The sequence below is a fragment of the Aurantimonas endophytica genome (assembly GCF_014196845.1).
Lineage (GTDB): Bacteria > Pseudomonadota > Alphaproteobacteria > Rhizobiales > Rhizobiaceae > Aurantimonas > Aurantimonas endophytica.
This window is the reverse complement of the sequence record NZ_JACIEM010000002.1, coordinates 435,522-462,407: the sequence shown is the minus strand read 5'-3', so window position 1 is coordinate 462,407 and position 26,886 is coordinate 435,522. Positions and strand designations below refer to the sequence as shown.

The following is a 26,886-nucleotide window of genomic DNA, read 5'->3' as shown; positions in this document are numbered from 1 at the left end:
GCGGGGGAGGGTGGCCGAGCGAAGCGGAGGCCGGGCGAGGGCCTGAAGCCGCCTGCGTCGCTGCGCCTCTGAATGTCCGCCGGGGCAGGACTGGGAGGGCGTCCCGCCCCGGCTTCGCCGACGCGGCTCAGGCGGCGGTCGCCGTCACCGCGTAGTCGGGAGCGTCGGTCGACGTGTAGTTGAAGGTGACGTCCTTCCACGTATCCAGCGCCTGCTTCAGCGGGGTGCAGGTGCGCGCCGCCTCGTTGAGGATGTCCGGTCCCTCGCGAACGATGTCGCGGCCCTCGTTGCGGGCGAGCACCATGCATTCCAGCGCCACGCGGTTGGCCGTCGCGCCGGCGGCGATGCCCATCGGATGGCCGATCGTGCCGCCGCCGAACTGCAGCACCGTGTCCTCGCCGAGGAGGTCTAGCAGCAGGTGCATCTGGCCGGCATGGATGCCGCCGGAGGCGACCGGCATCATCTTGTTGAGCGAGGCCCAGGGCTGGTCGAAGAAGATGCCGTTCTCGAGCTTCTGGTGGGTGAACTCGTCGCGGCAGATGTCGTAATAGCCCTTGGTGGTCGCCGGATCGCCCTCCAGCTTGCCGACGACGGTGCCGGCGTGGATGTGGTCGACGCCGGCAAGCCGCGCCCATTTGGCGATGACCCGGAACGACACGCCATGGGCCTTCTGCCGCGTGTAGGTCGAGTGACCGGCGCGGTGCAGGTGCAGGATCATGTTGTTGCGACGCGCCCACTTGGCCATCGACTGCATCGCGGTCCAGCCGATGACGAGATCGATCATGACGATGGTGGAGCCGAGTTCCTTGGCGAACTCGGCGCGCTCGTACATGTCCTCCATCGTCGCGGCGGTGACGTTGAGATAGGTGCCCTTGATCTCGCCGGTGGCGGCCTGCGCCTTGTTCACCGCCTCCATGCAGTAGAGAAACCGCTCGCGCCAATCCATGAAGGGCTGCGAGTTGATGTTCTCGTCGTCCTTGGTGAAGTCGAGCCCGCCCTTCAGCGCCTCGTAGACGACGCGGCCGTAGTTGCGGCCGGAGAGGCCAAGCTTCGGCTTGACGGTGGCGCCGAGCAGCGGCCGGCCGAACTTGTCGAGGCGTTCGCGCTCGACGACGATGCCGGTGGCCGGTCCCTGGAAGGTCTTCACGTAGGCGACCGGCAGCCGCATGTCCTCCAGCCGCAGCGCCTTCAGCGGCTTGAAGCCGAAGACGTTGCCGATGATCGAGGCGGTAAGGTTGGCGATCGAGCCGTTCTCGAACAGGTCGAGGTCGTAGGCAATGTAGGCGAAATACTGATCGTCCGTGTTCGGCACCTTGTCGACGCGGTAGGCCTTCGCCCGGTATTTCTCCGCCGCCGTCAGGCGGTCGGTCCAGACCACCGTCCAGGTCGCGGTGGAGGATTCGCCAGCCACCGCCGCGGCTGCCTCGATCGGATCGACGCCGTCCTGCGGCGAGATCCGGAAGCAGGCGATGATGTCGGTGTCCTTCGGCTCATAGTCGGGCTCCCAATAGCCCATCTTGCGGTATTCCATGACGCCGGACTTGTAGCGGTCCTTGCCGGTGACGGTCTGGGATTTCTGGTCCATCTGGTTCTCCTCCTCTGGTGGTTCGCGAGCCGCGCGCCACGCCCGGCGTCGGCCGATTCAGGACAAGACTGTCCCTTCGCCGCGGAGGGTGCCCCCGCGCCGTGTGTCTGCTGTCACTTCGGTACCTGTCGTGTGCGGCGGCCCTTCCGGCGGACCGCCTTCTGCTATGCGGCGGCCTGCATCGGCGCGATCGGATCGAGCTCGCCGCTGCCGTAGCGGATCGCCATCTCGTCGAGTGGCAGGACCTTGATCCTCGAGGCCTTGCCGGCGCAGCCGAAGCGCTCGTAGCGATCGAGGCAGAGCTTGCGCAGCGCCTCCATCGCCGGGACCATGAACTTGCGCGGATCGAACTCTTCCGGCTTCTCCATCGCCACCCTGCGGAACTGGCCGGTCATCGCCATCCGGCAGTCGGTGTCGATATTGACCTTGCGGACCCCGTGCCTGATGCCGCGGACGATCTCGTCCACCGGCACGCCGTAGGTCTCGCGCATCTTCCCGCCATAGCGGTTGATGATCGCCTGGAGGTCCTCGGGCACCGACGACGATCCGTGCATGACGAGATGGGTGTTCGGCAGTTTCTGGTGGATCGCCTCGATGACGTGCATCGCGAGGATGTCGCCATCGGGCTTGCGGGTGAACTTGTAGGCGCCGTGCGAGGTGCCCATGGCGATCGCCAGCGCGTCCACCTTGGTGCGCCGAACGAAGTCGACGGCCTGTTCGGGATCGGTGAGCAGCTGGTCTTCCGACAGCTTGCCCTCGAAGCCGTGGCCGTCCTCCTTCTCGCCCTCGCCGCTTTCCAGCGAGCCGAGGACGCCGAGTTCGCCCTCGACCGAGGCGCCGACCCAGTGCGCCATGCGAGTGACGCGCTCGGTGATGGCGACGTTGTATTCATAGGAGGCTGGCGTCTTCATGTCGGCCTCCAGCGATCCGTCCATCATCACCGAGGTGAAGCCATGGCGGATCGCCGTCAGGCAGGTCTGCTCGTCATTGCCGTGGTCCTGGTGGATGCAGACCGGGATCGCCGGAAACATCTCCACCAGCGCGTCCATCATCTTTTCCAGCATGATGTCCTTGGCGTAGGACCGCGCGCCGCGTGAAGCCTGCATGATGACGGGGGCGTCGCACGAAGCGGCCGCCTCCATGATCGCGAGGCCCTGCTCCATGTTGTTGATGTTGAACGCCGGCACGCCGTAGTCGTGTTCGGCGGCATGGTCGAGCAATTGTCGCAGCGTGATCTTGGCCATGTGAGCAGTCCTCCCTGTACGGTGTCGCGCCTAGCCGGCGAGTTCGTGCGCCGCCGCGACGACGGCGTCGGCAGTGATGCCGAAATGTTTGTAGAGCTCCGGCGCGGGCGCCGAGGCGCCGAAGCCGGTCATGCCGATGAAGCGGCCGTTATCGCCGATCCAGCGGTCCCAGCCGAGCCGCACCGCCGCCTCGATGGCGATCCGCGGCGCGGTCCCGAGCACGCTCTGCCGATAGGCCGCGTCCTGCGCCTCGAAGAGCTCCCAGCAGGGCATCGAGACGACGGCGACCTTCTTGCCCTCGGCTTCGAGCTTGCGGGCGGCGTCCATGGCGATCGAGACTTCGGTTCCCGTCGACAGGATCGTCACGTCGCGTGTTCCGTCGGCCTCCTTGAGGACATAGGCCCCCTTGCGGGACCGGTTCTCGGTCGTGTCGCCGGTACGCACCGTCGGCACGTTCTGGCGCGACAGCGCCAGCACCGAGGGATGCTTCTTTTCGGTCAGCGCGATCTCCCAGGCCTCGTTGGTCTCGACCGCATCGGCCGGCCGGAACAGCAGCAAGTTCGGCGTCGCCCGCAGCATCGCCAGGTGCTCGACCGGCTGGTGGGTCGGACCATCCTCGCCGAGGCCGATCGAGTCGTGGGTCATGACGTAGACGACACGGGTCTCCATCAGCGCCGACAGGCGGATCGCGCCGCGGGCATAGTCGGTGAAGCACATGAAGGTGCCGCCGTAGGGGATGAACCCGCCATGCAGCGCCATGCCGTTCATCACCGCCGCCATGCCGTGCTCGCGGATGCCGTAATGGATGTAGCGGCCGGAATAGTCGTCGGGCGTGATGTCCTTCAGGCCCTTGGTCTTGGTGTTGTTCGAGGGCGTCAGGTCGGCCGAGCCGCCGATCGTCACCTCGGTGGCGCCGTTGATCACTTCGAGCGCCATCTCCGACGCCTTGCGGGTGGCGACCGATGGCTGGTCCGCGACGACCTTGGCGCGGGCCTCGGCCATCAGGCTGGCGAGGTTCTCCGGCAGGGCCGTCGCGTACTGCTTCTCGAACGCGGCCTTCTTCGGCGAGGCGTCGCGGGCCTTCTCCCAGGCTTCGCGGACCTTGCGGCCTTCGGCCGCCACGGCATGCCAGGCCTTGGTGATCGGCTCGGGGATGACGAAGGGCTCGGACGTCCAGACCATGTGCTTGCGGGCAGCCGCGACCTCGTCGGCGCCGAGCGCGTTGCCGTGCACCTTGTCGGTGCCCTGCAGGTTCGGCGCGCCATAGCCGATGATGGTCTTGCAGGCAACGAAGGCCGGCTTGTCGCTCTTGCGGGCGGCGGCAATCACCGTCTCGATCGCTTCCGGATCATGGCCATCAACCTCGTAGACGTTCCAGCCATGGGCAAGGAAGCGCTGCTTCTGGTCGGTGGAGGTCGACAGCTTGGTATCGCCGTCGATGGTGATGTTGTTGTCGTCCCAGAGCAGGATGAGCTTGTTCAGCTTCAGATGCCCGGCGAGGTCGATCGCTTCGTGGCTGATACCCTCCATCAGGCAGCCGTCGCCGACGATCGCATACGTGTAGTGGTCGACGAGATCGTCACCGAAGCGCTGGTTCAGCATCCGCTCGGCGAGCGCCATGCCGACCGCCATGGTCATGCCCTGGCCGAGCGGGCCGGTGGTCGCCTCGATGCCGGCGGCGTGGCCGTATTCGGGATGGCCAGCGGTGCGGCTGCCGAACTGGCGGAAATTCTCGATCTCCTCGATCGTCATCTCCGGGAAGCCGAGGAGATGCATGATGGAATATTGCAGCATCGAGCCGTGGCCGTTCGACAGGATGAAGCGGTCGCGGTTGGGCCATTCGGGCTGCGAGGGATCGACCCGCAGGAACGACTTGAACAGCACCGTCGCGACGTCGGCCATGCCCATCGGCATGCCGGGGTGGCCGGAATTGGCCTTCTGGACGGCGTCCATCGAAAGCGCGCGGATGGCGTTCGCCATGTCGCTGGGCTTGAGGTCGGTCGTCTCGGGCGCGGGCTTGGCGGCGGTCTGGGACATGAAAATCTTCCTTCCGAATTGATCGCGCTACGAAGCGCGGCGCTTCTTTTCCATCAGCTGCAGTATCAACGGGGTCAATATCAGCTGCATGGCAATGTCGAGCTTGTTGCCCGGTGCCACGATGGAGTTGGCGCGAGACATGAAGCTGCCGTTGATCATCGACAGCAGATAGGGGAAGTCGATCCCCCGGGGATTGGCGAAGCGGATGACGATCATCGATTCGTCCGCGGTGGGGATCCAGCGCGCGATGAACGGATCCGACGTATCAACGATCGGCACGCGCTGGAAGTTGATGTTGGTGCGCGCAAATTGCGGGCAGATATATTTCACGTAGTCCGGCATGCGCCGCAGGATGGTGTCCATGACGGCTTCGGTCGAGTAGCCGCGGGTTGCCTTGTCGCGATGGATCTTCTGGATCCATTCGAGGTTGATGACCGGCACGACGCCGATCTTGAGGTCGGCCATCGGTGCAAGATCGACCGTATCGGTCTTCACGCAGCCATGCAGCCCCTCGTAGAACAGGAGGTCGCTGTCGTCCTCGAAGGCGGCCCATTCGGAGAATGTTCCGGGCGGCGTGCCGTAGAGCTTGGACTCGGCGTCGTCATGCACGTAGTGGCGGGTCTGGCCCCGGCCGCGGCGCCCATACTCCTCGAAGACCTCCTGCAGCCGCTCCAGTATGTTGGCCTCGGGGGAGAAGTGGGAGAAGTTGCGGTTGCCGCCCGCTTCCTCGTCGGCCATCCGCTGCTTCATCGCCTGGCGGTCGAAGCGGTGGAAGGCGTCGCCCTCGATGAACACCGCCCGCACCTGCTCACGCCGGAAGATCTGGTCGAAGATGTTCTTCACGGACGTCGTGCCGGCGCCCGAAGACCCGGTGATGGCGATGATCGGATGGCGTGCCGACATTCTTTCGTTCCTCCCCGCGCCGGAGCGCCCCTTCGCTCCGGCGTATGTTGTTCGTCTCAGGCCCTGAACAGGCTTCTCTTGCCGAAGAGCGGCGAGCGCTCGCTGAGTTCGGCGGGATCGGCCATGTAGCGGGCGACCCGGGCGACCTCGCGCTTGCCGCCGAACACCAGCGGCGTGCGCGCATGCAGGCTGTCCGGGACGATATCGAGAATGCGATGCAGGCCATCGGTGGCGGCGCCGCCGGCATGCTCGACGCAGAAGGCCACCGGGCTCGCCTCGTAGACATGGCGGAGGCGGCCCTTTGCATAGCCCTTGCGCGCGTCGCCCGGGTAGAGGAAGACGCCGCCGCGCACCAGGATGCGATAGCAGTCGGCGACCATCGAGCCGATCCAGCGCATGTTGAAGTCGCGCTCGCGCGGCCCTTCGGCACCGGCCAGGCAGTCGTCGATATAGGAGCGGATCTGCGGCTCCCAGTGCCGGTAGTTGGAAGCGTTGATGGCGAACTCGCTGGCGCGCTCGGGGATCGTGACCGAGGCGATGAGCTCGACGAAGCCGCCGAAGCTCGACGAGAAGATGAAGACGTGCGTGCCGTTGCCCACCGACAGGACCAGCAGCAGCTGCGGCCCATAGATGAAGAAGCCGGCCGCGAGCTGGCGCGAGCCCGGCTGGAGAAACGCCGACTTGGGGTCGGCGCGATGCGCGTCGGTGACCGGCAGGATCGAGAAGATGGTTCCGATCGAAACATTCGTTTCGATATTGGACGAGCCGTCGAGCGGGTCGATGGCGAGGGCAAGCGCGCCCTGCTTGTCGATGACGATCGCCTCGTCCTGCTCTTCCGAGCCGAAATAGGCGATCCCGGCGGCTTTTGCCGCGTCCAGGAACAGCCGGTCGGCAACGACGTCGAGCTCCTTCTGAACGTCACCGCCGGCATTCATCGCGTCGCGGGACGCGCCGAGATGCTCGCTGGCGGAGCCGTTGGTAATCGTGTTGCGGACCTTGACGGAAGCGGCGCACAATTGCCGGATCGTCTCTGCGACCTGCCGTCGCGTCGGGTCGGCATCGCATTGCGATCCGAGATAGGCGTCGAGAGACGATGTCATGGGTTTCCTCCTGGGATGTCGAGGCTCTCCGTCCCCGTTCATCCACGTGGACTCTGGACAGCACTGAGCCATAAGTAAAATTTAATATCTTTACCGCATCGGTAAATTTGTCTAACGGGTGGGCATGCGAAACCTCACACTTCGCCAGCTGCGCTCCGTCCAAGCCATCGTCCGACACCGGACGATTGCCGCCGCCGCCCGCCAGCTCGGCCTCACCGCGCCCGCCGTGACACTACAGATAAAGCAGCTCGAGGACGATGTCGGTCTGCCACTCTTCACCCGGACCAATGACGGCATGCGCCTGACGGCGGCCGGTTCTGCCGTACTCAACGCGGCGAACGCTGTCGAGACGAGCCTGCGGGCCCTGGGCGACGAGGTCGGGGCTATCAAGGGCGTGCGCTCCGGAACCATCCGGCTGGGCGCCGTATCGACGGCCAAGTATTTCGCGCCGCGGCTGATCGCGGCATTCCGCCAGTCCTTCCCCGACATCGAGATCAAGCTGACGGTCGGCAACCGGCTGGCGATCATTGCCGATTTGAAGGAATACCATTCGGACATCGCGCTGATGGGACGCCCGCCGGTCGAGTTTCCGGTGACGGCCACCTTCTTCGGCGACCACCCGCTGGTGATGATCGCGCCGCCGGACCACCCGCTGGCGACCATGCGGGACATCAGCCGGGAACGGCTGCTCGAAGAGACGATCATCATCCGCGAGCCGGGATCCGGCACGCGCTCCTCGCTCGAGATCTTCTTTGCCGAATATCCGGGCGGCCTGGAAGCCGCCTCGGCCGAAATGGGCTCCAACGAGACGATCAAGCAGGCCGTGATGGCAGGCCTCGGCATCGCCTTCATCTCCGCTCACACGATCGCCTTCGAGGTCGAGATGGGGCGACTGGTGATCCTCGACGTCGCCGACATGCCGATCCGGCGCAAATGGTACGGGGTCAGCCGCCGCGAGCGGATGACGGCACCGGCCGAAATCGCCTTCATGGATTTTCTGGTGCAGCGCGGTGCGCGGCATCTGCCGCTGATCGACCGGCTCTACCCGGCCGATTCGCATGGCGGAGCCCCGGAGCAGCTCCCGGCCGAAGAACGCCTGCTCAGGCCGTAGTCGCTGGCGCGACCAGGCGCGCCTGGCGCAGGGCCGCCAAGTTCGCCGAGCCGGTGCAGAAGCAGGCCACCCGCAGCTGGGCGATCACCGTCCGGAAATGCAGCGACGTGGCCTCCGCCGAATGGTCGGCGCTGGCGAGGCTCGCCGCCGCCTGCCCCGCAAGATCGGCGCCGAGGCGAATCGCCCTGGCGACATCGAGCCCGCTGGCGATCCCGCCGGAGCCGATGACGAGCGTTTCCGGACAGGCCTCGCGGACATCGAGAATGGCGTCGGCGGTCGGGATGCCCCAGCCGGCAAAGAGCAGCGCGGTGTCGCGATGCGCGGGCTCGGCTGCGCGCTCGGCCTCGACGGCAGCCCAGCTGGTGCCGCCGGCTCCGGCGACGTCTATGGCGTAAACACCTGCATCGGCCAGGCGTCGGGCAATCGGCCCGGATATTCCTGCGCCGACCTCCTTGACCACCACAGGGACCGACAGGACGGCAACGAGCGCCTCGATCGCCGCCATCACGCCGCGCCAGTCGGTGTCGCCGCCTTCCTGCAGCGCTTCCTGCAGCGGATTGAGATGGATGATCAGCGCGTCGGCGCCAATCATCTCGACGGCGCGCTCGGCCTCGCTGCGGCCGTAGCCGAGGACGAGCTGGGCACCGCCGACATTGGCGAGGATGGGAATGCTCGGCGCGAGGCGCCGCAGCGAGCCATCGAGGCCGCCGGACGCCCTTCCTTCCAGTGCGATGCGCTGCGAGCCGACGGCAAGCGCGATGCCCAGTTCCTCGGCGGCTTCGGCCAGGTGGGCATTGATGCGGGCCGCACGTTCCGGCCCCCCGGTCATCGAACTGATCAGGAGCGGCGCCTGCAGGCGCCGACCGAGGAACCGGGTCGACAGGTCGATCTCGGCGAGCGACAGCTCGGGCAGTGCGACGTGCTCGAAGACCACGCGATCGAGACCGCTGGCAACGCGCTGCGAGGCGAGCGAGGGCGCGAGCACGATGTCGAGATGGTCGCTCTTGCGCGCTCCGATATCGGCCGTCGACGACGATTCGTCCCGTTTCGTCACCCGCATCCCAGTCCTATCGTCGCAGTTGTAATCTCAACGGCCGTTGGCGGTCGCATCCCGGTCGGTTCGTGTTAGCATTCCCTATCGGATTTCGTGTACGAATGGACAGTGACAAGTTTGTTTGACTCCAAGGCAGTCGTCTCGCCATGACAGTGGACCTCAAGAGCGGCGTTGCCGTCTATGTCCGCAAGATCGACCAGCGGCTGGCCGACCTGATCCCGCGTGCCATCCCGGGCCAGACACAGCTGGACGCCGCCATCGCGGCAAGCGTTCTGGCGCCCGGCAAGCGGCTGCGGCCGCTGATGACCGCGATTGCCGCCGAGGATCTTGGCGGCGACCTCGCCCCCGCGATCGACGCCGGTTGTGCGGTAGAGATGGTGCATGCCGCCTCGCTGATCCTCGACGACCTGCCGTCGATGGACGATGCGACGATGCGGCGCGGCCAGCCGGCCGTGCACATCACCTATGGCGAGGACGTCGCCGTGCTGGCCTCTATCGGCGTGCTGGCCGGCGCCTTCGAGATGCTGACGACGATCGAGACACTGCCGCCAGCGGCACGGACCGAGTGTATCCGCCTGCTGACCCGCGCCGTCGGGGTGAGCGGCCTGGTCGGCGGCCAGTTCGAGGATCTGCGCGGCGGGCGCGCCGCACGCCCGGTCGCCGACATCGCCGTCGCGAACGGCCTGAAGACCGGTTCGCTGTTCTCCGCCGCGGTGGAGATCGGCGCTGTCGTCGCCGGGGCAGACGCCACCACGCGGTCGCGGCTGCGGGAGTTCGCGGCCGAACTGGGTCACGCCTTCCAGCTGCTCGACGACCTGCTGGATGGCGGCTCCAGCGCGATTACCATCGGCAAGGACATCGGCAAGGATATCGGCAAGTCGACCATCGTTTCGATGCTCGGGCGGCCATCCGTCGTGCATCGGATCGACCGGCATGTGGAGACTGCGCATGCGCGGCTGAACGACGTGTTCGGCCCCGCCGGCCGGCTGCATATACTGGTCGGCGCGATCTTCGATACGACGCTGCGCGCCCGCATGGCCGAGGCGGCCGGCAGCGAGACCGGCTTGCGCGAGCAGGAAGCCGGAGCCAGATAGGCAGGATGGGCATGAACATGACGGACTGGCCGGTACTGGTGGCCATCGCCTTCGCGGTCTTCCTCGGAATGGAAGTCTTCGCCTGGGCTGCGCACAAATACATCATGCACAGCTGGGGCTGGGGCTGGCACCAGTCGCATCACGAGGAACGCGAAGGCTGGTTCGAGAAGAACGATCTCTACGCGGTGGTCTTCGCCGCCTTCGCGATCCTGCTCTTCGTCATCGCCAACTACGGCTACCCGCTGGTCGGCGCGGTGGCGACGGGCATCACGCTCTACGGCGCGTTCTACTTCATCGTCCATGACGGGCTGGTGCACCAGCGCTGGCCGTTCCGGCACATCCCGCATAAGGGCTACGCAAAGCGCCTGGTGCAGGCGCACCGTCTGCACCACGCGGTCAAGGGCAAGGATGGCGGCGTCTCCTTCGGCTTCCTCTACGCCCCGCCGATCGACAAGCTGACCCGGCAGCTGCGCACCGAAGGCACGGTCGCGGCGGAGCGGCGTGGCGAGAGCGGAACCGACGCCAGCGCCACAAGACACTGATTCCGCTGCGAATGGACGGCCAATGAGCCTTTCAGTCCCTGCCCTGAATTAAGCGTCGCCGAGCCGCGGCCTGGTCCAGAGAGCCGCCGAGCGCGGCTGCGGCTTGGCGCGGCGCGACATCGCTGCCCTTGCGGCGCCGAGCGTGACATGGCGAAGCTTCTGGCGACGGCCGGTGGAAACGCGCTGGTCCCAGGCCGAAGCGCCCAGCGCCTTCACCTGCAAGCCGATTTCCCGGTAGACGCCGTGGGCCGTGGCGACCGCCCATGCAGAGCGGGGCGGCAAGTCCTTCAGGCCATGGAACGCCGAGGCGTAATACGGCTCTGCTAGATCGACCAGCCGGTTCGCCAGCAGCGCCACGACCGGGCGCTGGCGCGGATCGACGACATCGCCGGGGCGAAGATCGGCTTCCGCCAGCCACTCCTCCGGCAAATAGATCCGGCCGGCGCGCGCGTCCTCGACGATGTCGCGCGCGATGTTGGTCAGCTGGAAGGCGATGCCGAGATCGGAGGCCCGGTCGAGCGTCGCCTCCTCCCGCACGCCCATGACCATCGACATCATGACGCCGACCACGCCGGCGACGTGGTAGCAATAGTCGAGCGTGTCGGCGATCGTCTCGTAGCGCCGACCCTCGACGTCCATCCGGTAGCCGGCAAGGTGCTGAACCAGCAGTTCCGGCGGCAGCCGGTGCCGTGCCGCGACGTCGCCGATCGCCTTGAAGCAGGGATCGCTGGTCGGCCGACCCGCCAGCGCCGCAAGCGTCTCGCTCTCCAGCTTCGCCATGCGCTCGTCCGGCCGCGAGGCCTCGAGATCGGGCCGTCGCGCGAAGCCCAACACCTGTCCATCGATCGCGTCGTCGCAATGCCGGCACCAGGCATAGAGCATCATCGCGCTGCGCCGTGTCTCCGGGTCGAAGAGCTTGGCGGCGGCGGCAAAGCTCTTCGACCCTCTGGCGATGGCGTCCTCCGCCATGGCGGCGAGGTCCGCACGTGCGGCCGGATCGAGCGGTAGGGACAGGGGCGTGAAAACCGACATCGCTGCCTCAGAGCCCGGCATCGGCGATCATCAGGCCGGCCGTCGCCTTGGCCGAGCCGATGACCCCCGGCACGCCGGCGCCCGGATGGGTCCCCGCCCCCACCAGATACAGATTGGCGATGTCGCGGTCGCGGTTGTGCGGCCGGAACCAGGCGCTCTGGGTGAGCACCGGGTCGAGCGAGAAGGCCGAGCCGACATGCGCGTTGAGTTCGTCGCGGAAGTCGAACGGGGTGAAGATGCGGCTCGTCACGAGGTCTGCCTTGAGGTTCGGAATGTAGCGCTCCTCGAGATAGTCGAGGATGCGGTCGCGGTAGCGTGGCCCCTCGACGTCCCAGTCGATGTCGGCATTGCCGAGATGCGGCACCGGCGACAGCACGTAGAAGCTGCCGGCGCCCTCCGGTGCGAGCGACGGATCGGTGACGCAGGGATTGTGCATGTAGAGCGAGAAATCGTCGGCGAGCTTCGGCCCCTTGAAGATCTCGGAGATCAGGTCGCGGTAGCGCGCGCCGAAGCAGACCGTGTGGTGCTGGATGTCCGGCCGATGGGTCTTCAGGCCGAAATAGATGACGAAGAGCGACATCGAGAAGCGCCGGCCCTTGAGCCGCTTGGCTTCCGCCTTGCCGCGCGCATTCCCGGCCAGCAGCGTGTCGTAGGTGTGGACGACGTCGGCATTGGAGGCGACGACGTCGGCGGCAAAGCGCCTGCCGTCCTTGAGCAGCACGGCCTTCGCGCGGCCGCCCTCGACCTCGATCTTGGCGACTTCCGCCAACAGTTCGATCCGGCCGCCGATCTCCTCGAACAGCCTGACGAGGCCGCGCACCAGCGCGCCGGTGCCTCCGCGCGGGAACCAGACGCCGCCCTGGCGCTCCAGCGCATGGATGAGCGCGTAGATCGAGGACGTTGCGAACGGATTGCCGCCGACCAGCAGCGAGTGGAACGAGAAGGCCTGCCTGAGATGCTCCTCCTCGATGAATTCGGCAACCTTGGCATAGACGCTCCGCCAGGCCTGCAGCCGCGCGAGCTGCGGCCCGGCGCGAACCATATCGCGGAAGGAGAGGAACGGCACCGTGCCGAGCTTCTCGTAGCCCTCATGGTAGACTTCCTTCGAATAGGCGAGGAAGCGGCGGTAGCCGGCGACGTCGGCCGGGTTGAGGGCGGCGATCTGCCGGTCGAGCGAGTCCTGGTCGTTGACGTAGTCGAAGCTGACGCCGTCCTCCCAGCGCAGCTGGTAGAAGGGCGAGACCGGCAGCAGCTCGACATAGTCGGCCATGCGTCGGCCCGAGGCCGCGAAGAGTTCTTCCAGCGAGGCCGGATCGGTGATCACCGTCGGGCCCGCGTCGAAGGTAAAGCCCTGATCCTCGTAGACATAGGCCCGCCCACCGGGCTTGTCGCGTTTCTCGATCAGCGTGGTGCTGAAGCCCGCCGACTGCAGGCGGATCGCGAGCGCCAGCCCGCCAAAGCCCGAGCCGACGACGATGGCGCTCGGCCGGGCGCCGCCAGCGCCGTTCGCGAAGCCGGTCATGCCAGCTCCCCGGTCAGGCGATGGCGCGCCAGAACCTTCAGCGCATTGCCGAAGGGCACGGGCGGGCGGCCGGTCAGGATCTTGACCTTGTCGAAGGTCCGCAACTGCGCCGCGTAGAAGCGGGAAACGAGCGGGTCGGGCAGGCGATAGAAATGCTGCAGGATCTTGTACCGTTTTGAGGAAACCCCGGCGAAGAACAGCAGCCGGTTGAGCATGCGGAAGAAGCCGCGCGAATGCCACGTATCGACGGCATGCTGGCGTGTCGCAGCGAAGACTGCCGCGCTGGAAAGCTCCGGCAGGCCGGCCAGCAGGTCGGCGAGCCGCACCGCGTCGGGCAGCGAATAGCCGGTCGTCGGATGGAACAGGCCGGCGGCGAGGCCACTGGCCGCAACGCCGTTCTTGTCCTCCCAGAACGCCTCGATATCGCCGTCGATGGCGATCGGCAGGACACCCCGCTCCTCGCGGAGCACCGTGCGGGCGACCCAGCCATGGGCCTTCAGATACGTATCGATCGATCCGCGCAGCCGGTCCTCGTCGAGATCCGGGCCGTCGGCGTAGTAGGTGTCCTCGACGAGCAGCCGGGTCGGCGTCAGCGGCAGGACGTAGACGAAGCGATAGCCATCGGCCTGGGCGACGGTTGCGTCCATGATGATCGGCTGCGGCAGGCCGTGCGGCGTTGTCAGCTCGATCTCCTGGCCGAGGAATTTCTGGAAGCCGAGCCGCAGATGCGGGCTCGGGGAGTGGCCGCGCCCGTCGATCACGCAGCGGGCCTTTACGACGCGGCCGTCGAGCACGACCCGGTCGGGCTTCACGTCGCGGACCGGCGCGCCCGTCTCGATCGCGTCGCCCAGCGTCGCCTCCAGAACCTCTCGGAAGCGCTCCGACGCGACGCTGCGATACCCTGTGCCGACCCGGCGGCTTCGTTCCGGGAACCGCACTTCGTAGGCGTTCCAGCGATAAGTGACAAAGGGCGCGAGCCAGTCATGCCCGCCGGGGCCGAGGTCGCCCTCGTGATAGGACCAGGTGTGGTTGCCGCCAACCGCCGCGCCTGCCTCGAAGAGACGGATCGTCAGATCCGGGCGCGTCGTCGCCAGCCGGTAGGCGGCGAGACCATTCGCCAGCCCGCCGCCGACAAAGGCGACGTCGATCGTTCTGTCCGCGCCGCCGTTCATCAGTTCCGCCCTGTTCCGATTCGCGACAGCTTGCCGAGAATCGCCTCCTCCACGATGTCCGCTGCGAGAGCTACTCCGCCGGATGCCGCGATGTCGCGCCCGATGGCGCTCGCCTTGTTCCTGAAACTAGCCTCTGCGAGCAGCCGAGCAAGAGATGCCTTCACCCGGCCCGGCGACACGAGGACGCGGGACAGCCGCTCCCCGACGCCGTGATGGACGATCCGGGCGGCGATCCCGGGCTGATCGAAGGCGATCGGAACCGCCAGCATCGGCACGCCCGCCGCCAGGGAATCCAGCACCGTGTTCATTCCGGCATGGGTAACGCAAACCGAGGCGCTGCGGAGGATCTTCTCCTGCGGCACGAAGTCGGTGACCAGATCGGCCTCGATGCGGCCGGCCTCGCTAGGGCTCAGGCCGCCGCAATGCGCAATTACGCAGCGAACGCCGAGCTCGCGACATGCCTGCGCCACGGCACGAAAGATCGAAGCCCTGTGGCCCTGCAACGTTCCGAGAGAGGCAAAGACCAGCGGCCGGCTTCCCCCGGCATCGTCATTGGCGATTTCCACGGGCCGGGCCGTGCGAAGCGGGCCCACCATGTGGCGATGGGACGCGGGCTGGCGGGGAAAATCGAAGCTTGGAACCAGCTGCGAGATCTGCGCCGTCATCGAGAGACAGTCGGCAAGCCCATCATGCGGCCGCAGCCCGAACGCCTCCGCCCAGCGCGCGATGGTCCGCCGCTGGCGCGTGAGCAGGAGGCGCGCGACACGCTGGCCGCCGCGGTTTCGCTTCAGACCCTTCTCGCTCGGATCGTACGGCCAGGAAAGAAAGGGAAGCGGCACGGCCGGGTCGTCATGCACCGGCAAGGCGGCAGACACCGAGACATGCGGCAGTCCGAGATGCGCGGCGAGGAGGCCGGCTGCCGGCTCCATCGCGTCGCCGACGATCGCATCGGCGCCGATCTCCCTGAGGATCGCCGGTCCGTCGCGGCAGAGTTCGTCGGTGAGTTCGGCGGCGTCGGCGACGGTCCGCAGGATGCCCAGCGGCCCTGTCGGCCGGGCGGCGCGGGCCAGCAGGGCATCGAGATCGCGGCCTGTGCGGGGGCTCGTCTCCCTGCGCATAAGGCCCGCCGGCCCCGCCGACGGCGAGGCCCCGGCGTTGAGCAGAAACGTCACGCGATGGCCACGACGCAGCAGCTCGCCGCCCAATGCCTCGAAGACCCGGAGATGGCTATGAAACGGGGGGCAGATCAGCACGACATGTGACATCGATTACCCGCCGATCGTCCGTGACGCGATGTCATGGAAGTGTTGCGCCCTGCGTGCTTTTCGGCCCCGGCCGTTTCCGGTTGGCGAGCTCGACGATTTGCGCCATATGCGCCCGAGACGATTGCGAAACCAGCACTGCCGTTCTCTCGCCACGCCTGCCTCGAAAGCCGCACCTTGATCTCACGCCGGGCCATCAGACGCCAGCCAGTCCTCGGGCCGCGTGGCGCGAGCCGCGCCGCATGAGCGACGCGAACTCGCAATCGGCTTCCCTCGCGCCCGAGCGGGTGGCGACGCTGCTCGGGCGCGCTGCGGTGATCGCGGTGCTGCTGTTGTTCATGGTGGGTTGGCTGCGGGCGATGGGGCGGCCCTGGGTCTGTCCCTGCGGCACCGTCGAATTGTGGCAGGGTGCGCTGACGGCAGAAGAGAATAGCCAGCAGTTCTCCGACTGGTATTCGGCCCTCCACGTCATCTTCGGAATGGCCCTTTTCGGCTTCGTCCACGCCATGAAGCCGCATTGGGCGACCGGCGCCAAGCTGGTCGTGGCGGTGGCTTCGAGCGCGGCCTGGGAGGCGATGGAGAACACGCCGGTGCTGATCGAGCTGTTCAGCAACGCCACGAACGCGGTGCCCTATTTCGGAGATTCCATCCTCAACGCGATCGGCGACACGCTGTTCGTCGCGCTCGGCTTCCTCGCCGCGGCAAAGCTCCCGGCATGGATGACGGTGCTCATCGCTCTCGCGCTCGAGGCGACGATCGCCTTCGCCATAAAGGACGGCTTCGTCATCGGCACGCTGCGGCTGTTCGGCGTCGATATCTGATCCTGGTCAGCTCGTTCCGCGCGCCAGCCGTTCGGCCCGGCGCGCCCGCGCCTCGTCCAGCGCATCCAGCCGGACCTGCGGCAGGCACGTCCGCCAGTCCGTTCCCGCGATACTGACCACCCGGTTTCCGCGGAAGTCCGCCTCGGTGGTGATCAGCCCGCGCTCGGCCATGAAGCCGAGCAGGAAGCGCCCGCGCGACGGGGAATGGCTGCCATAGGCCTGGGCAAGCGCCGCATCCGAGGGGCATTGCGCGCCGTCGCGGGCGGCACGGGCGAGCATCATGTAGACGCCCTGCATCTCCTCCGGCAGGTCGCCGGCGCGTTCGATCACTTCCTGCCAAGCCTCGTCCTCGGTCTCCGCCGAAACGCCGGCCCGCGCCAGCGACAGCCGGCGACGGAAGGCGGCCATGTCGGTCTCGACGCCGCGCAGCCGCTTCAGCCGGCAGTGGGTGAGGAACTCCTGGTAGAGCACCGGGACGGGGCGGAACGCTGCGTCCGGGTCTTCCAGCATCTCGGCGAAGATCTGGTCGACCGCCGCCGCACGCTCCTCCGGCGAACGCGGATCGTCGTCCACCGCCTCGACGGCGGCCGCCAGGGCCGGCGCGGCGGCGACCCGCTCCATCAGCTCGCGGGTGGCGACCGGCGCTGCCTGCGGACGCGGCGCGGGCCGGCGCTCCGGTGCCGCCTCGCTGGCCCCGGCGGTGAAGATCAGATCCTCCATCGCCGCGCGCGGCGTCTCCGGCAGCGGCAGCAGCGACGGCCGGCCGCTGCGTCCCGCCGTTTCCACCGGGCCGATGCGAATCGCCACCGGCCGGCGCGACAGAGCCGGTCCGAGCGCGACGAAATTGCCGGTCTCGAGATCGCGGAAGCGCTCCGCCGCGCGGCGGTCCATGCCGAGGAGATCGGCGGCGCGGGCCATGTCGATATCGAGGAAGGTCCGCCCCATCAGGAAGTTCGAGGCTTCGGCGGCGACGTTCTTGGCCAGCTTGGCGAGGCGCTGTGTGGCAATGACCCCGGCAAGGCCGCGTTTGCGGCCGCGGCACATCAGATTGGTCATCGCGCCCAGCGATGCGCGCCGCGATTCGTCGGAATGCTCGCCCGCCATCGCCGGCGCGAAGAGATGCGCCTCGTCGACGGCGATCAGCATCGGAAACCAGTGGGCGCGGTCGGCATCGAACAGGCCGTTGAGGAAGGCGGCGGCGCACAGCATCTGCACTTCCGCGTCGAGGCCTTCGAGATCCAGCACCACCGAGGCGCGGTGCTCGCGGATCCGAGCGGCGATGCGGGTGAGTTCCGCCGGCGTGCGGTTGGCGTCGACGACGACGTGGCCGTAGCGCTCGGCGAGCGTGACGAAATCGCCCTCCGGATCGATGACCGCTTGTTGCACCCATCCGGCGCTCTTCTCCAGCAGGCGGCGTAGCAGATGCGACTTGCCGGACCCGGAATTGCCCTGGACGAGCAGGCGCGTCGACAGCAGCTCCTCGAGATCGAGCTCCGCCGGTTCGCCGGTGTGGGTCGTGCCGAGATCGACGGCAACCGTCATGGACAGTCTTTCCGCGTGAGGGTCAGGTGGTTCGGACGGGGCGCAGCCGCCGTCGTCTTGCGAGCGACCCTAGCACGCTGCTTGGCCGGGCTTCGGCAAAGACCGGCCTCTGTCCACAGGAACGCCGTCAGTCGACCAGGATGATCCGGCAGTCGTTGACGTTGGTGTGAGTCGGCCCCGGCACGAAGAGATCGCCGATGGTGCGGAAGAATCGGGTGGAATCGTTGGCGGCGAGGCACGCCGCCGGGTCGATGCCGGCGGCCTTCGCCCGTTCCAGCGTGTCCGGCAGGACAAAGGCGCCGGCGGGGTCGCTGGACAGTCCGGTACCGCCATCGGTACCGTCGGTGTCGCCCGACAGGGCGGCGATGTCCGGCGCGCCGGAAAGGGCGATGGCCAGCGCCAGGGCATATTCCTGGTTCGGACCGCCCTCGCCTTCGCCGCGAATCGTCACCGTCAGTTCGCCGCCCGACAGGATCGCGACGCGCTCGCCGCGCGCCTTCGCCGCCAGCGCCATCCTGGCATGCTCGGCAGCCACGTCACGCGCCTCGCCCTCGACGTCGGCGCCGAGGCTTTCGACGCGGTAGCCAAGCGCCGAAGCCGCCTTCGCCGCGGCCTCGAGCGAAGCCGCCGGTGTCGCGATGATGGTGTAATTCGTCGCGGCGAAGGCCGGATCGCCTGGCTTCGGCGTCTCGTTGGCGTCCGAGGCCAGCGCCGCGCGGCAGGATTCCGGCAGGTCGAGGCCGCGTCTTTCGACGATCGCCCGCGCGTCGGCCAGCGTCGTCGCGTCGGGCACGGTCGGCCCGGAGGCGATGACGCTCGGATCGTCGCCCGGCACGTCCGAGATCGCCAGCGTCACCAGCGGCGCGCCGCCGCAGGCCCCGGCCAGGCGCCCGCCCTTGACCTGCGACAGATGCTTGCGCACGCAGTTGATCTCGCCGATGCCGGCGCCGCTGCGCAGCAAGGCCCGCGTCACCGCCTGCTTGTCGGCAAGGCTGACGCCTTCGGCCGGCAACAGCCAGTTGGCCGAGCCGCCGCCGGAGATCAGCGCGAGGACGAGGTCGTCGGGGCCGGCGGAACCGGCGAGTTCCAGCACCCGGCCGGTGGCTTCGAGGCCCCTGGCGTTGGGCAGCGGATGGCCAGCCTCGACCACCGCGATCGGACCGGCGTCCAGCGCGTAGCCATCGCGCGTCACCGCAAGGCCGACCAACCGGTCTTCGGGCACGCTCTGGCTGTCACGGTAATGGGTCACCGCTGCCGCGGCCATCGAGGCGGCGGCCTTGCCAGCGGCGAGGATCACGATGCGACCGATGGGGGGCGGCGGCAGATGCGGCGCCAGTATCCCTGCAGGATGCGCCGCGGCGACCGCCTCCTGGAAGATCGCCACCAGGTCCTGCCGCTTTCGCTCCTCGTCCATGCCCTGCCTCCCGCTGCACCATCCTCAGCCTCTATAACAGCGGAACCGACGATCAAGACAGCAGCAGGAACAGCCAAAACAATCGCCCGTGGCGCGCACCAGAACCGGCACCGCCCTTGCAGGCCACCCCGGCGAATGGTCGCAACGTGCTATTTTTCGCGCCGCACAACGCCTATAGTCCGTGCACACACCGCATGAGAACCGTAGGCTACGCCATGTTCGAAGGCTTCGACCCCGTCCTCCTCGCCCGGATCCAGTTCGCCTTCACGATCTCTTTCCACATCATCTTTCCGGCCTTCACGATCGGCCTGGCGTCGTATCTGGCGGTGCTCGAGGGTCTGTTCCTCGCCACCGGCCGGGCGGTCTACATGGAGACCTTCAACTACTGGGTGAAGATCTTCGCGCTCAGCTTCGGCATGGGCGTCGTCTCCGGCATCACCATGAGCTACCAGTTCGGCACCAACTGGTCGGTGTTCTCCGACAAGACCGGGCCGATCCTCGGTCCGTTGATGGCCTATGAGGTTCTCTCCGCCTTCTTCCTCGAGGCCGGCTTCCTCGGCATCATGCTGTTCGGCCAGAAGCGCGTCGGCCCCAAGCTGCATTTCGCCGCCACGCTGGTCGTGGCGATCGGCACCTGCTTCTCGGCCTTCTGGATCCTTTCGGTCAATTCCTGGATGCATACGCCGGCGGGTTACGGCATCAACGAGGTCGGGCAGTTCGTCCCCGAGGACTGGTGGGCGATCGTCTTCAACCCGTCCTTCCCTTACCGGCTCGTCCACATGGTGCTGGCGGCCTATCTCACGACGGCCTTCGTCGTCGGTGCGGTCGCGGCATTCCACCTGCTGCGCGACCGGGCCAACGCCCATGCCAGGCTGATGTTCTCGATGGCCTTGTGGATGGCGACCATCGTCGCGCCGATGCAGATCGTCGCCGGCGATTTCCATGGCGTGAACACGCTGGAGCACCAGCCCGCCAAGATCGCCGCCATCGAGGGGCATTTCGAGACCAACAGCGACGGCTCGATGCCGCTGACGCTGTTCGGCATCCCCAACATGGAGACGGGACGGACGGACTATGCCGTCGACGTGCCCTATCTCGGCTCGCTCATCCTGACCCATTCGCTCGATGGCGTGGTGCAGGGGCTCGACGCCTTCCCGCGCGACGAATGGCCGAACGCCACGATCGTGTTCTGGAGCTTCCGGGTCATGGTGGCGATCGGCTTCGCCATGCTCGGCATCGGGCTCTGGTCGCTGTTCAAGCGCTATCGCGGCTCGCTCTTTTCGAGCACCTGGCTGCAGCGGGCGATGCTCGCAATGGGGCCGATGGGGTTCGTCGCGGTCATCGCCGGCTGGATCACCACCGAGGTCGGGCGCCAGCCCTTCACCGTGTACGGCCTGCTGCGCACGTCCGAGAGCCATTCGCCCATCGCGGCGGAAGCGGTCGGGACGTCGCTCGTCGCCTTCGTCATCGTCTACTTCCTGCTGTTCGGCGCCGGGACGTTCTACATCCTGCGCCTGATGGGCAAGACGCCGACTCCGTTCGAGGAGGATAGCCCGCCGCACCAGCCGACACGGGCAGCCGGCATCACGCCGGCGCCCTCGCTCGAGGGGCGCAACACGCCCGAACCGGCTGAGAGCTGAGGGAGACGACCATGGACCTCGCCGTACTCTGGGCGTTCATCATCGCCTTCGCCGTCATCGCCTATGTCATCCTCGACGGGTTCGACCTCGGTACCGGCATCCTGTTCCCGCTGCTCGGGCGCCACGAGAACCGCGACACGGCGATGAACACGGTGGCGCCTATCTGGGACGGCAACGAGACCTGGCTGATCCTCGGCGGCGGCGGGCTGTTCGCGGTGTTCCCGCTGGCCTACGCGATCATCATGCCGGCGATCTATGCGCCGATCATCGCCATGCTGCTGGCGCTGATCTTCCGCGGCGTGGCCTTCGAGTTCCGCTTCCGGACGGTGCGAGGCCGCTGGATGTGGGACGTCTCGTTCTTCATCGGCTCGGTCGTGGCGGCGCTGAGCCAGGGCATCGCGCTCGGCACGCTGGTCCAGGGCATCGACGTCGATGGCCGGGCCTATGCCGGCGGCTGGTTCGACTGGCTGACGCCGTTCTCGCTGATGACCGGCGTCGCGGTCGTCGTCGGCTACGCGCTGCTCGGTGCCACCTGGCTGGTGATGAAGACCGAAGGGGAACTGCACGACATCGCCAATCGCTTCGCCTGGATCACCGGCATCGGCACGCTGGTGCTGATCGGTCTCGTCAGCCTGTGGATGCCGTTCCTCGACGCCGAGTTCTACGTGCGCTGGTTCACCTTCCCGCTGATCTTCTACGTCGCGCCAGTGCCGATCATGCTCGCCTTCGCGGCCTTCAGCCTGTTCAGTTCGCTGGCACGCGGCAAGCACGTGCGGCCGTTCCTGTCGGCGCTGACGATCTTCGTCCTCGCCTTCGCCGGCCTTGGCATCAATTTCTATCCCAACATCATCCCGCCGGACATCACCATCTGGGACGCCGCCGCGCCTGACGCCTCGCTGATCTTCCTGCTGGTCGGCGCCTCGGTGCTGATCCCGATGATCCTGATCTATACCGGCTACGCCTACTGGGTGTTCCGCGGCAAGGTCGTCGAGGGCGAAGGCTACCACCATTGACCCGGCCGCAAGGCGAGCCCCGCGAGGCGCCGGACAGCCTGTGGAAGCGGATCGGCTGGTTTGTGCTGCTCTGGCTCGGCGGCATCGCCGTGGTCAGCCTTCTCGGCCTGATCATCCGCAGCGTGCTGATCGGCTGATCAGGCCGCCAGCGCCAGTTCCGGCACAGTCGCGCGCACCAGCGCCATGTCGGCGGTAAATGCCGCGCTCTCTTGGGCCTGCGCCGCCGCATCCGGCAGGCGCAGGATGTAGGACGGGTGGACGGTGACGAGCAGCTTCGTCGCCGCATCGAGGTCGATCAGCTTCGAGCGCGTATCGCGGATCGTCACGGTCCGGCCGAGCACCGCGGCCGCGGCCGTCGCGCCCAAGGCGACCACCAGTTTCGGGCGGATCAGTTCCCGCTCGGTGTCGAGCCACCAGCGGCAGGCCTGGACCTCGCCGGCATTGGGCTTGGCATGGATGCGCCGTTTGCCGCGCGGCACGAACTTGAAATGCTTGACCGCATTGGTGACGTAGGCCCGGGTCCGGTCGATCCCGGCCGCCGCCAGCGCCTGGTCGAATACCTTGCCGGCCGGGCCGATAAACGGCTCGCCGGCAAGATCCTCCTGATCGCCCGGCTGTTCACCGATAAACATCACCGGCGCGTCAGCCGGGCCGCGGCCGAACACGGTCTGCGTCGCCGGCTCCCAGAGATGACAGGCCTTGCAGTGCTTCGCCTGGTCTCGCGCGGCATCGAGATCGGCGTGCCGGATGCGTTCTGCCGATGCTTCCGCCGGAACCGGTCTTGCCATCCGCTCCCGCTCCATCTGGCGTTCATGTCGTAAACCCGGCAGGGTCGGCGCGGTTTCGATCATCCGCCGCGACGCGGCCTCGGCGCCCTCGATCAGCGGCCGGATCAGCGCGGTCTCGGGCATGTTCGCCCAGTATTTCTTCGGCATCTCGGCCTGCATCGCCTTCACCTTCAGCCGCGCCGGGTTGAAGATCGAGGCGTAATAGGTGAGCCAGAGCGCCTCCATGTCGTCGTCCTTGGGCCGCATGTCCTTCGTCGCGCCCGGCAAATAGGACAGGTCCGAGCCGTCCCAGTGCACCGAGCGCTCCGGAGTCAGGATCGTCCAGACCATGCCGGCGAAGCGCCGCGCGAAGAACGGCGCGGTCAGCTCGACGATGTGGTGGAACGGCTCGAACCAGGCGACGTAGTGCCGGCCGAGCTCGGGATCCTCGATCTCGCGAAAGCGCACGAAGGCCTTCATCTTGTGGCTGTCGCGGCGCACCGCCTTTTCCATTTCCCGCGCCCGGATGACGTCGGGATCGGACGCGATCTCCAGCAGCTGCTTCTCCGTCTGCAGCCGCCAGAGCAGCCGGTAGGCGAAGACGAAGCGGTCGGCATCGGCGTGGCAGACGAGTTTGGCTGCCAGCTCCGGAAACGCTTTCGGCACGGTCGGTTGGGAAGCGCTGGCGGGCGGCAGCGGGAGCGGTTCGGCGAAAAGGCCGGGGGCTTCCTCGCCGACGGTGAAGCTCATTTCTTCGGGCGGAACACCGAGGGATAGCGCTGTGCGGGAAGCGATACGCCAGCCGTCGAAGTCGGCGGGGAAGGAGAGCGGGGCGGTGAACATGGACGACCGATGAGTTGGGTGGAAATCTCAACTTGGCGCGGAACGGACTTGTTCCCGTTCTCGTCAGAACGTCGCTGAACTTACCGGCTAGCTGCGACATCTCCGTCGGCGTCATCCTCGGGCCCCGTCCCGAGGATCCAGTCCCATTCCCGCACGCTGCTCACGACCTGCCCGACCGGCTGAGGCGTCCCTTCGAACGTTCCTCATACGGACAGGCCATTACCGCGCGGAAGCATGGATCCTCGGGATGGGGCCCGACGATGACGACCTTGTTGGGCACCGTGGCACAATGCTCCAGCCGTCGGATGCGAGTTGACATGCGGGCGCATCGCCCCCTCAAAACAACTCCATCTGCGCCGGTGACCGCACCTTCGGCAGGAACCGCTCCCGCAGGCCCGCGCTGTCCGTCGCAGCGCCCGGCGTCCAGTCCAGCGCCTCGATGAAGGGGCGGACCTTGGCGACCGACTGGCAGAGCCGTGCCACGTCGTCGATCCGCAGCGTCCGGTGCCGGCGCGTCGAGAGGATGCGGTCGACGGCGCGCGTGCCGAGGCCGGGCACGCGCAGCAGCGTCTCCTTGTCGGCGCGGTTGACGTCGACCGGGAAGCGCTCACGGTGCTTCAGCGCCCAGGCGAGCTTCGGGTCGATGGCAAGGTCGAGCATGCCCGCCTCGCCGCCGGCAACGATCTCGCCGCGGTCGAAGCCGTAGAAGCGCATCAGCCAGTCGGCCTGGTAGAGCCGGTGCTCGCGCATCAGCGGCGGCTTGCCGAGCGGCAGCCGGCTCGACGCGTCCGGGATCGGCGAGAAGGCGGAATAATAGACCCGCTTCAGCCGGTAGTTGCCGTAGAGGTTTTCCGAGCGGGCGAGGACGTGGTCGTCGTCCGAGCCGTCGGCGCCGACGATCATCTGCGTCGACTGGCCGCCCGGCGAGAAGCGCGCGGGCTTGGCACGATCCCGCTTCTCACCCTTGTGCTCCTCGATCTTGGCGCGCAGATGCCCCATGGCGCGGCGGATGTCGCGCGGCTTCTTCTCCGGCGCGAAGGCCTCCAGCGTCGCATCGGTCGGCAGCTCAATGTTGATCGACAGGCGGTCGGCGAAAAGCCCTGCCTCTTCGATCAGCGCCGGCGATGCATCGGGGATCGTCTTCAGATGGATGTAGCCGGCGAAGTTCTCCTCCAGCCGCAGCTTGCGGGCGATCCGCACCATCTCCTCCATCGTGTAGTCGGAGCTGCGGATGATGCCGGAGGAGAGGAACAGTCCCTCGATGTAGTTGCGCCGGTAGAATGACATCGTCAGCTGCACGACCTCCTCCACCGTGAAGCGGGCGCGCGGGACGTTGGACGACGACCGGTTGACGCAATAGGCGCAGTCATAGACGCAGAAATTGGTCATCAGGATCTTGAGCAGCGATATGCACCGCCCGTCCGGCGCGTAGGCATGGCAGATGCCGGAGCCTTCGGTCGAGCCGATGCCCTTCGACTTGGCCGAATCCCGGCGAGTCGAGCCGCTGGAGGCGCAGGAGGCGTCGTATTTGGCGGCGTCGGAGAGGATCGCGAGCTTGTCGATGAGGGTGGTCTTGGCCATCAGGCCAACATACCGTTCCTGAAATGTTCCGCCAGAGCGAACGGGCGGCTGCGGCAAAACGCGCAGCCATCCGGCCTGATTGAAGGCGGTCTCAGTCCTCCTCGACGAAGACCTCGTCGCGCTTGCGGCGGATCGACGGCAGCAGCGCGATCACCACGGCCAGCACCGCCACGGCGAGCAGGCCGGCGCTGATCGGACGTTCGATGAAGATCATCGGGTCGCCGCGGGCGATGATCATGGCACGGCGGAAATGCTCCTCGAGCAGCGGTCCAAGCACGAAGCCGAGCAGCAGGGGCGCCGGTTCACAGCCGAGCTTGATCAGCAGATAGCCGAGGATGCCGAAGAAGACGATGGCGTAGATGTCGAAGACGTTGAGGTTGATCGTGTAGGTTCCGAACACCGCGAACGCGACGATGGCCGGGAACAGGACGTTGTAGGGCACGCTCAGGAGCTTCACCCACAGGCCGATGAGCGGCAGGTTGAGCAGCACCAGCATCAGATTGCCGATCCACATCGAGGCGATGATGCCCCAGAACAGCGCCGGCTCGTCGTTGATGACGTTCGGTCCCGGCGTGATGCCCTGGATGATGAAGGCGCCGATCATTAGCGCCATCACCGGATGGGCCGGGATGCCGAGCGTCAGCAGCGGGATGAAGGAGGTCTGCGCCGCGGCGTTGTTGGCCGATTCCGGCCCGGCGACACCCTCGATCGCGCCCTGCCCGAATTCCTCCGGGGTCTTCGACATCCGCTTTTCCATCGAATAGGACGCGAAGGACGAAAGGACGTGGCCGCCGCCGGGCAGCACGCCAAGGATCGAGCCGAGCGCCGTGCCGCGGAGCACCGGGCCGGTGGCGCGGCGGAAGTCGTCGCGCGTCAGCCACAGCCGCCCGATCGCCTGCTTCAGAGCAGAGCGGGTCTGCTCGTTCTCGAGATTGCGGAGAATCTCCGCGATGCCGAACATGCCGACTGCGACGGAGACGAAATTGATCCCCGAGAACAGCTCGAAATAGCCGAAGGTGAAGCGCGGCTGGCCGGTATAGATGTCCTGCCCGACCATGCCGAGCAGCAGGCCGAGCACGATCATCGCCAATGCCTTGACGACGGAGCCGTGCGCCAGCGCGATCGAGGCGAGAAGTCCGAGCACGATCAGCGAGAAATATTCTGGCGCGCCGAACTGCAGGGCGATGCGGGCGAGCGGTGGCGCCGCCACCGCGAGGATCAGCGTCGCGACCGTACCGGCGAAGAACGAGCCCAGCGCCGCCGTGGCCAGCGCCGGCCCGGCCCTGCCCTTGCGCGCCATCTGGTAGCCGTCGATGGCGGTGACGGCGGAGGAGGATTCACCCGGCAGGTTGATCAGGATCGCGGTGGTCGAGCCGCCATATTGCGCGCCGTAATAGATGCCGGCGAGCATGATCAGCGAGGTCACCGGCGACAGGCTGAGCGTGATCGGCAAGAGCATGGCGATGGTCGCCGTCGGGCCGATGCCGGGCAGGACGCCGACGAGCGTGCCCAGCAGCACGCCGAGGAAGCAGTAGAAGATGTTCACCGGGGTGAGCGCGGTGTCGAAGCCAAGCGCGAGGTTGACGAGAAGATCCATCACGCGATCC

General features: G+C 67.2%; 22 protein-coding genes. 7 read left to right on the top strand and 15 right to left on the bottom strand.

From position 1 onward, the window contains the following. Nucleotides 1-127 precede the first annotated feature (127 nt). From GGR03_RS09815 to GGR03_RS09795, 5 genes are all read right to left on the bottom strand, one after another. The gene (locus GGR03_RS09815; RefSeq protein ID WP_163042781.1) at nucleotides 128-1,585 is read right to left on the bottom strand and encodes a form I ribulose bisphosphate carboxylase large subunit; all 1,458 of its coding nucleotides are present in this window, start codon (nucleotides 1,583-1,585) and stop codon (nucleotides 128-130) included. 164 nt (nucleotides 1,586-1,749) lie between these two features. Then, nucleotides 1,750-2,829, bottom strand: a complete 1,080-nt coding sequence (gene fba / locus GGR03_RS09810) for a class II fructose-bisphosphate aldolase (protein ID WP_183207467.1) — start codon at nucleotides 2,827-2,829, stop codon at nucleotides 1,750-1,752. 30 nt (nucleotides 2,830-2,859) lie between these two features. Then, nucleotides 2,860-4,866: a transketolase gene (tkt, locus tag GGR03_RS09805; RefSeq protein ID WP_183207465.1), complete on the bottom strand. Its 2,007-nt coding sequence runs from the start codon at nucleotides 4,864-4,866 to the stop codon at nucleotides 2,860-2,862. A gap of 27 nt (nucleotides 4,867-4,893) precedes the next feature. Next, nucleotides 4,894-5,769, bottom strand: coding sequence for a phosphoribulokinase (locus GGR03_RS09800; RefSeq protein ID WP_183207463.1), 876 nt, complete (start codon nucleotides 5,767-5,769; stop codon nucleotides 4,894-4,896). A gap of 56 nt (nucleotides 5,770-5,825) precedes the next feature. Beyond that, nucleotides 5,826-6,869 carry a class 1 fructose-bisphosphatase gene (locus tag GGR03_RS09795; RefSeq protein WP_183207462.1) on the bottom strand — a complete coding sequence of 348 codons (1,044 nt, stop codon included), beginning with the start codon at nucleotides 6,867-6,869 and terminating at the stop codon, nucleotides 5,826-5,828. A gap of 124 nt (nucleotides 6,870-6,993) precedes the next feature. Here GGR03_RS09795 and GGR03_RS09790 point away from each other — a divergent pair, with 124 nt between their 5' ends. Further along, nucleotides 6,994-7,980 (top strand): LysR family transcriptional regulator, encoded by a 987-nt coding sequence (locus tag GGR03_RS09790; protein ID WP_183207461.1) that lies wholly within the window; start codon nucleotides 6,994-6,996, stop codon nucleotides 7,978-7,980. Here the strand turns inward: GGR03_RS09790 and fni are convergent. After that, nucleotides 7,970-9,040, bottom strand: coding sequence for a type 2 isopentenyl-diphosphate Delta-isomerase (gene fni, locus GGR03_RS09785; protein ID WP_183207459.1), 1,071 nt, complete (start codon nucleotides 9,038-9,040; stop codon nucleotides 7,970-7,972). The genes GGR03_RS09790 and fni overlap by 11 nt on opposite strands. Before the next feature lie 140 nt (nucleotides 9,041-9,180). Here fni and GGR03_RS09780 point away from each other — a divergent pair, with 140 nt between their 5' ends. Both GGR03_RS09780 and GGR03_RS09775 read left to right on the top strand, forming a co-directional pair. Further along, entirely contained in the window at nucleotides 9,181-10,128 is a 948-nt protein-coding gene (locus GGR03_RS09780; protein ID WP_183207457.1) for a polyprenyl synthetase family protein, read from the top strand. 11 nt (nucleotides 10,129-10,139) lie between these two features. Then, entirely contained in the window at nucleotides 10,140-10,670 is a 531-nt protein-coding gene (locus GGR03_RS09775) for a sterol desaturase family protein (RefSeq protein WP_210292074.1), read from the top strand. A gap of 48 nt (nucleotides 10,671-10,718) precedes the next feature. Here GGR03_RS09775 and GGR03_RS09770 read toward each other — a convergent pair whose 3' ends face one another. The 4 genes from GGR03_RS09770 to GGR03_RS09755 are packed head-to-tail and all read right to left on the bottom strand — an operon-like array spanning nucleotide 10,719 to nucleotide 15,661. Then, on the bottom strand, nucleotides 10,719-11,702 hold the full coding sequence (locus GGR03_RS09770) for a phytoene/squalene synthase family protein (protein WP_210292073.1): 984 nt from the start codon (nucleotides 11,700-11,702) through the stop codon (nucleotides 10,719-10,721). A gap of 7 nt (nucleotides 11,703-11,709) precedes the next feature. Then, nucleotides 11,710-13,224: a phytoene desaturase gene (locus GGR03_RS09765; protein ID WP_183207456.1), complete on the bottom strand. Its 1,515-nt coding sequence runs from the start codon at nucleotides 13,222-13,224 to the stop codon at nucleotides 11,710-11,712. Beyond that, on the bottom strand, nucleotides 13,221-14,396 hold the full coding sequence (gene crtY / locus GGR03_RS09760; RefSeq protein WP_183207454.1) for a lycopene beta-cyclase CrtY: 1,176 nt from the start codon (nucleotides 14,394-14,396) through the stop codon (nucleotides 13,221-13,223). Before crtY ends, GGR03_RS09765 begins: the two co-directional genes overlap by 4 nt. Further along, nucleotides 14,396-15,661: a glycosyltransferase gene (locus GGR03_RS09755; RefSeq protein ID WP_183207452.1), complete on the bottom strand. Its 1,266-nt coding sequence runs from the start codon at nucleotides 15,659-15,661 to the stop codon at nucleotides 14,396-14,398. The genes crtY and GGR03_RS09755 overlap by 1 nt, the downstream gene beginning before the upstream one ends. 239 nt (nucleotides 15,662-15,900) lie before the next feature. Between GGR03_RS09755 and GGR03_RS09750 the strand changes: the two genes are divergently transcribed. Beyond that, nucleotides 15,901-16,479, top strand: coding sequence for a DUF2585 family protein (locus GGR03_RS09750; protein WP_183207450.1), 579 nt, complete (start codon nucleotides 15,901-15,903; stop codon nucleotides 16,477-16,479). A gap of 6 nt (nucleotides 16,480-16,485) precedes the next feature. Here GGR03_RS09750 and GGR03_RS09745 read toward each other — a convergent pair whose 3' ends face one another. Beyond that, entirely contained in the window at nucleotides 16,486-18,021 is a 1,536-nt protein-coding gene (locus GGR03_RS09745) for a helicase HerA domain-containing protein (RefSeq protein ID WP_183207448.1), read from the bottom strand. 127 nt (nucleotides 18,022-18,148) lie between these two features. Beyond that, complete coding sequence (locus GGR03_RS09740; RefSeq protein WP_183207446.1) at nucleotides 18,149-19,435, bottom strand: glycerate kinase type-2 family protein; 1,287 nt, start codon at nucleotides 19,433-19,435, stop codon at nucleotides 18,149-18,151. A gap of 215 nt (nucleotides 19,436-19,650) precedes the next feature. Here GGR03_RS09740 and GGR03_RS09735 point away from each other — a divergent pair, with 215 nt between their 5' ends. The 3 genes from GGR03_RS09735 to GGR03_RS09725 are packed head-to-tail and all read left to right on the top strand — an operon-like array spanning nucleotide 19,651 to nucleotide 22,225. Continuing rightward, a complete protein-coding gene (locus GGR03_RS09735) occupies nucleotides 19,651-21,075 on the top strand; it encodes a cytochrome ubiquinol oxidase subunit I (RefSeq protein WP_183207996.1) in 1,425 nt (474 codons plus the stop codon). An 11-nt stretch (nucleotides 21,076-21,086) separates the two neighbouring features. Continuing rightward, nucleotides 21,087-22,088, top strand: coding sequence for a cytochrome d ubiquinol oxidase subunit II (gene cydB, locus GGR03_RS09730; protein WP_183207444.1), 1,002 nt, complete (start codon nucleotides 21,087-21,089; stop codon nucleotides 22,086-22,088). After that, nucleotides 22,085-22,225, top strand: coding sequence for a DUF2474 domain-containing protein (locus GGR03_RS09725; RefSeq protein WP_183207442.1), 141 nt, complete (start codon nucleotides 22,085-22,087; stop codon nucleotides 22,223-22,225). The genes cydB and GGR03_RS09725 overlap by 4 nt, the downstream gene beginning before the upstream one ends. Here GGR03_RS09725 and GGR03_RS09720 read toward each other — a convergent pair whose 3' ends face one another. The 3 genes from GGR03_RS09720 to GGR03_RS09710 all read right to left on the bottom strand — a co-directional run bounded on the left by GGR03_RS09720 (nucleotide 22,226) and on the right by GGR03_RS09710 (nucleotide 26,876). Beyond that, nucleotides 22,226-23,698, bottom strand: coding sequence for a UdgX family uracil-DNA binding protein (locus GGR03_RS09720; protein WP_183207440.1), 1,473 nt, complete (start codon nucleotides 23,696-23,698; stop codon nucleotides 22,226-22,228). A gap of 336 nt (nucleotides 23,699-24,034) precedes the next feature. Then, nucleotides 24,035-25,279, bottom strand: coding sequence for a putative DNA modification/repair radical SAM protein (locus GGR03_RS09715; protein WP_183207438.1), 1,245 nt, complete (start codon nucleotides 25,277-25,279; stop codon nucleotides 24,035-24,037). 91 nt (nucleotides 25,280-25,370) lie between these two features. Further along, nucleotides 25,371-26,876 carry a tripartite tricarboxylate transporter permease gene (locus GGR03_RS09710; RefSeq protein WP_183207437.1) on the bottom strand — a complete coding sequence of 502 codons (1,506 nt, stop codon included), beginning with the start codon at nucleotides 26,874-26,876 and terminating at the stop codon, nucleotides 25,371-25,373. Between the last annotated feature and the right edge of the window lie 10 nt (nucleotides 26,877-26,886).

What these genes read in the sequence shown, in the direction of transcription:
- GGR03_RS09815 (WP_163042781.1), bottom strand. Translation starts at nt 1,585, where the DNA reads ATGGACCAGAAATCCCAGACCGTCACCGGCAAGGACCGCTACAAGTCC.
- fba (WP_183207467.1), bottom strand. Translation starts at nt 2,829, where the DNA reads ATGGCCAAGATCACGCTGCGACAATTGCTCGACCATGCCGCCGAACAC.
- tkt (WP_183207465.1), bottom strand. Translation starts at nt 4,866, where the DNA reads ATGTCCCAGACCGCCGCCAAGCCCGCGCCCGAGACGACCGACCTCAAG.
- GGR03_RS09800 (WP_183207463.1), bottom strand. Translation starts at nt 5,769, where the DNA reads ATGTCGGCACGCCATCCGATCATCGCCATCACCGGGTCTTCGGGCGCC.
- GGR03_RS09795 (WP_183207462.1), bottom strand. Translation starts at nt 6,869, where the DNA reads ATGACATCGTCTCTCGACGCCTATCTCGGATCGCAATGCGATGCCGAC.
- GGR03_RS09790 (WP_183207461.1), top strand. Translation starts at nt 6,994, where the DNA reads ATGCGAAACCTCACACTTCGCCAGCTGCGCTCCGTCCAAGCCATCGTC.
- fni (WP_183207459.1), bottom strand. Translation starts at nt 9,040, where the DNA reads ATGCGGGTGACGAAACGGGACGAATCGTCGTCGACGGCCGATATCGGA.
- GGR03_RS09780 (WP_183207457.1), top strand. Translation starts at nt 9,181, where the DNA reads ATGACAGTGGACCTCAAGAGCGGCGTTGCCGTCTATGTCCGCAAGATC.
- GGR03_RS09775 (WP_210292074.1), top strand. Translation starts at nt 10,140, where the DNA reads ATGAACATGACGGACTGGCCGGTACTGGTGGCCATCGCCTTCGCGGTC.
- GGR03_RS09770 (WP_210292073.1), bottom strand. Translation starts at nt 11,702, where the DNA reads ATGTCGGTTTTCACGCCCCTGTCCCTACCGCTCGATCCGGCCGCACGT.
- GGR03_RS09765 (WP_183207456.1), bottom strand. Translation starts at nt 13,224, where the DNA reads ATGACCGGCTTCGCGAACGGCGCTGGCGGCGCCCGGCCGAGCGCCATC.
- crtY (WP_183207454.1), bottom strand. Translation starts at nt 14,396, where the DNA reads ATGAACGGCGGCGCGGACAGAACGATCGACGTCGCCTTTGTCGGCGGC.
- GGR03_RS09755 (WP_183207452.1), bottom strand. Translation starts at nt 15,661, where the DNA reads ATGTCACATGTCGTGCTGATCTGCCCCCCGTTTCATAGCCATCTCCGG.
- GGR03_RS09750 (WP_183207450.1), top strand. Translation starts at nt 15,901, where the DNA reads ATGAGCGACGCGAACTCGCAATCGGCTTCCCTCGCGCCCGAGCGGGTG.
- GGR03_RS09745 (WP_183207448.1), bottom strand. Translation starts at nt 18,021, where the DNA reads ATGACGGTTGCCGTCGATCTCGGCACGACCCACACCGGCGAACCGGCG.
- GGR03_RS09740 (WP_183207446.1), bottom strand. Translation starts at nt 19,435, where the DNA reads ATGGACGAGGAGCGAAAGCGGCAGGACCTGGTGGCGATCTTCCAGGAG.
- GGR03_RS09735 (WP_183207996.1), top strand. Translation starts at nt 19,651, where the DNA reads ATGTTCGAAGGCTTCGACCCCGTCCTCCTCGCCCGGATCCAGTTCGCC.
- cydB (WP_183207444.1), top strand. Translation starts at nt 21,087, where the DNA reads ATGGACCTCGCCGTACTCTGGGCGTTCATCATCGCCTTCGCCGTCATC.
- GGR03_RS09720 (WP_183207440.1), bottom strand. Translation starts at nt 23,698, where the DNA reads ATGTTCACCGCCCCGCTCTCCTTCCCCGCCGACTTCGACGGCTGGCGT.
- GGR03_RS09715 (WP_183207438.1), bottom strand. Translation starts at nt 25,279, where the DNA reads ATGGCCAAGACCACCCTCATCGACAAGCTCGCGATCCTCTCCGACGCC.
- GGR03_RS09710 (WP_183207437.1), bottom strand. Translation starts at nt 26,876, where the DNA reads ATGGATCTTCTCGTCAACCTCGCGCTTGGCTTCGACACCGCGCTCACC.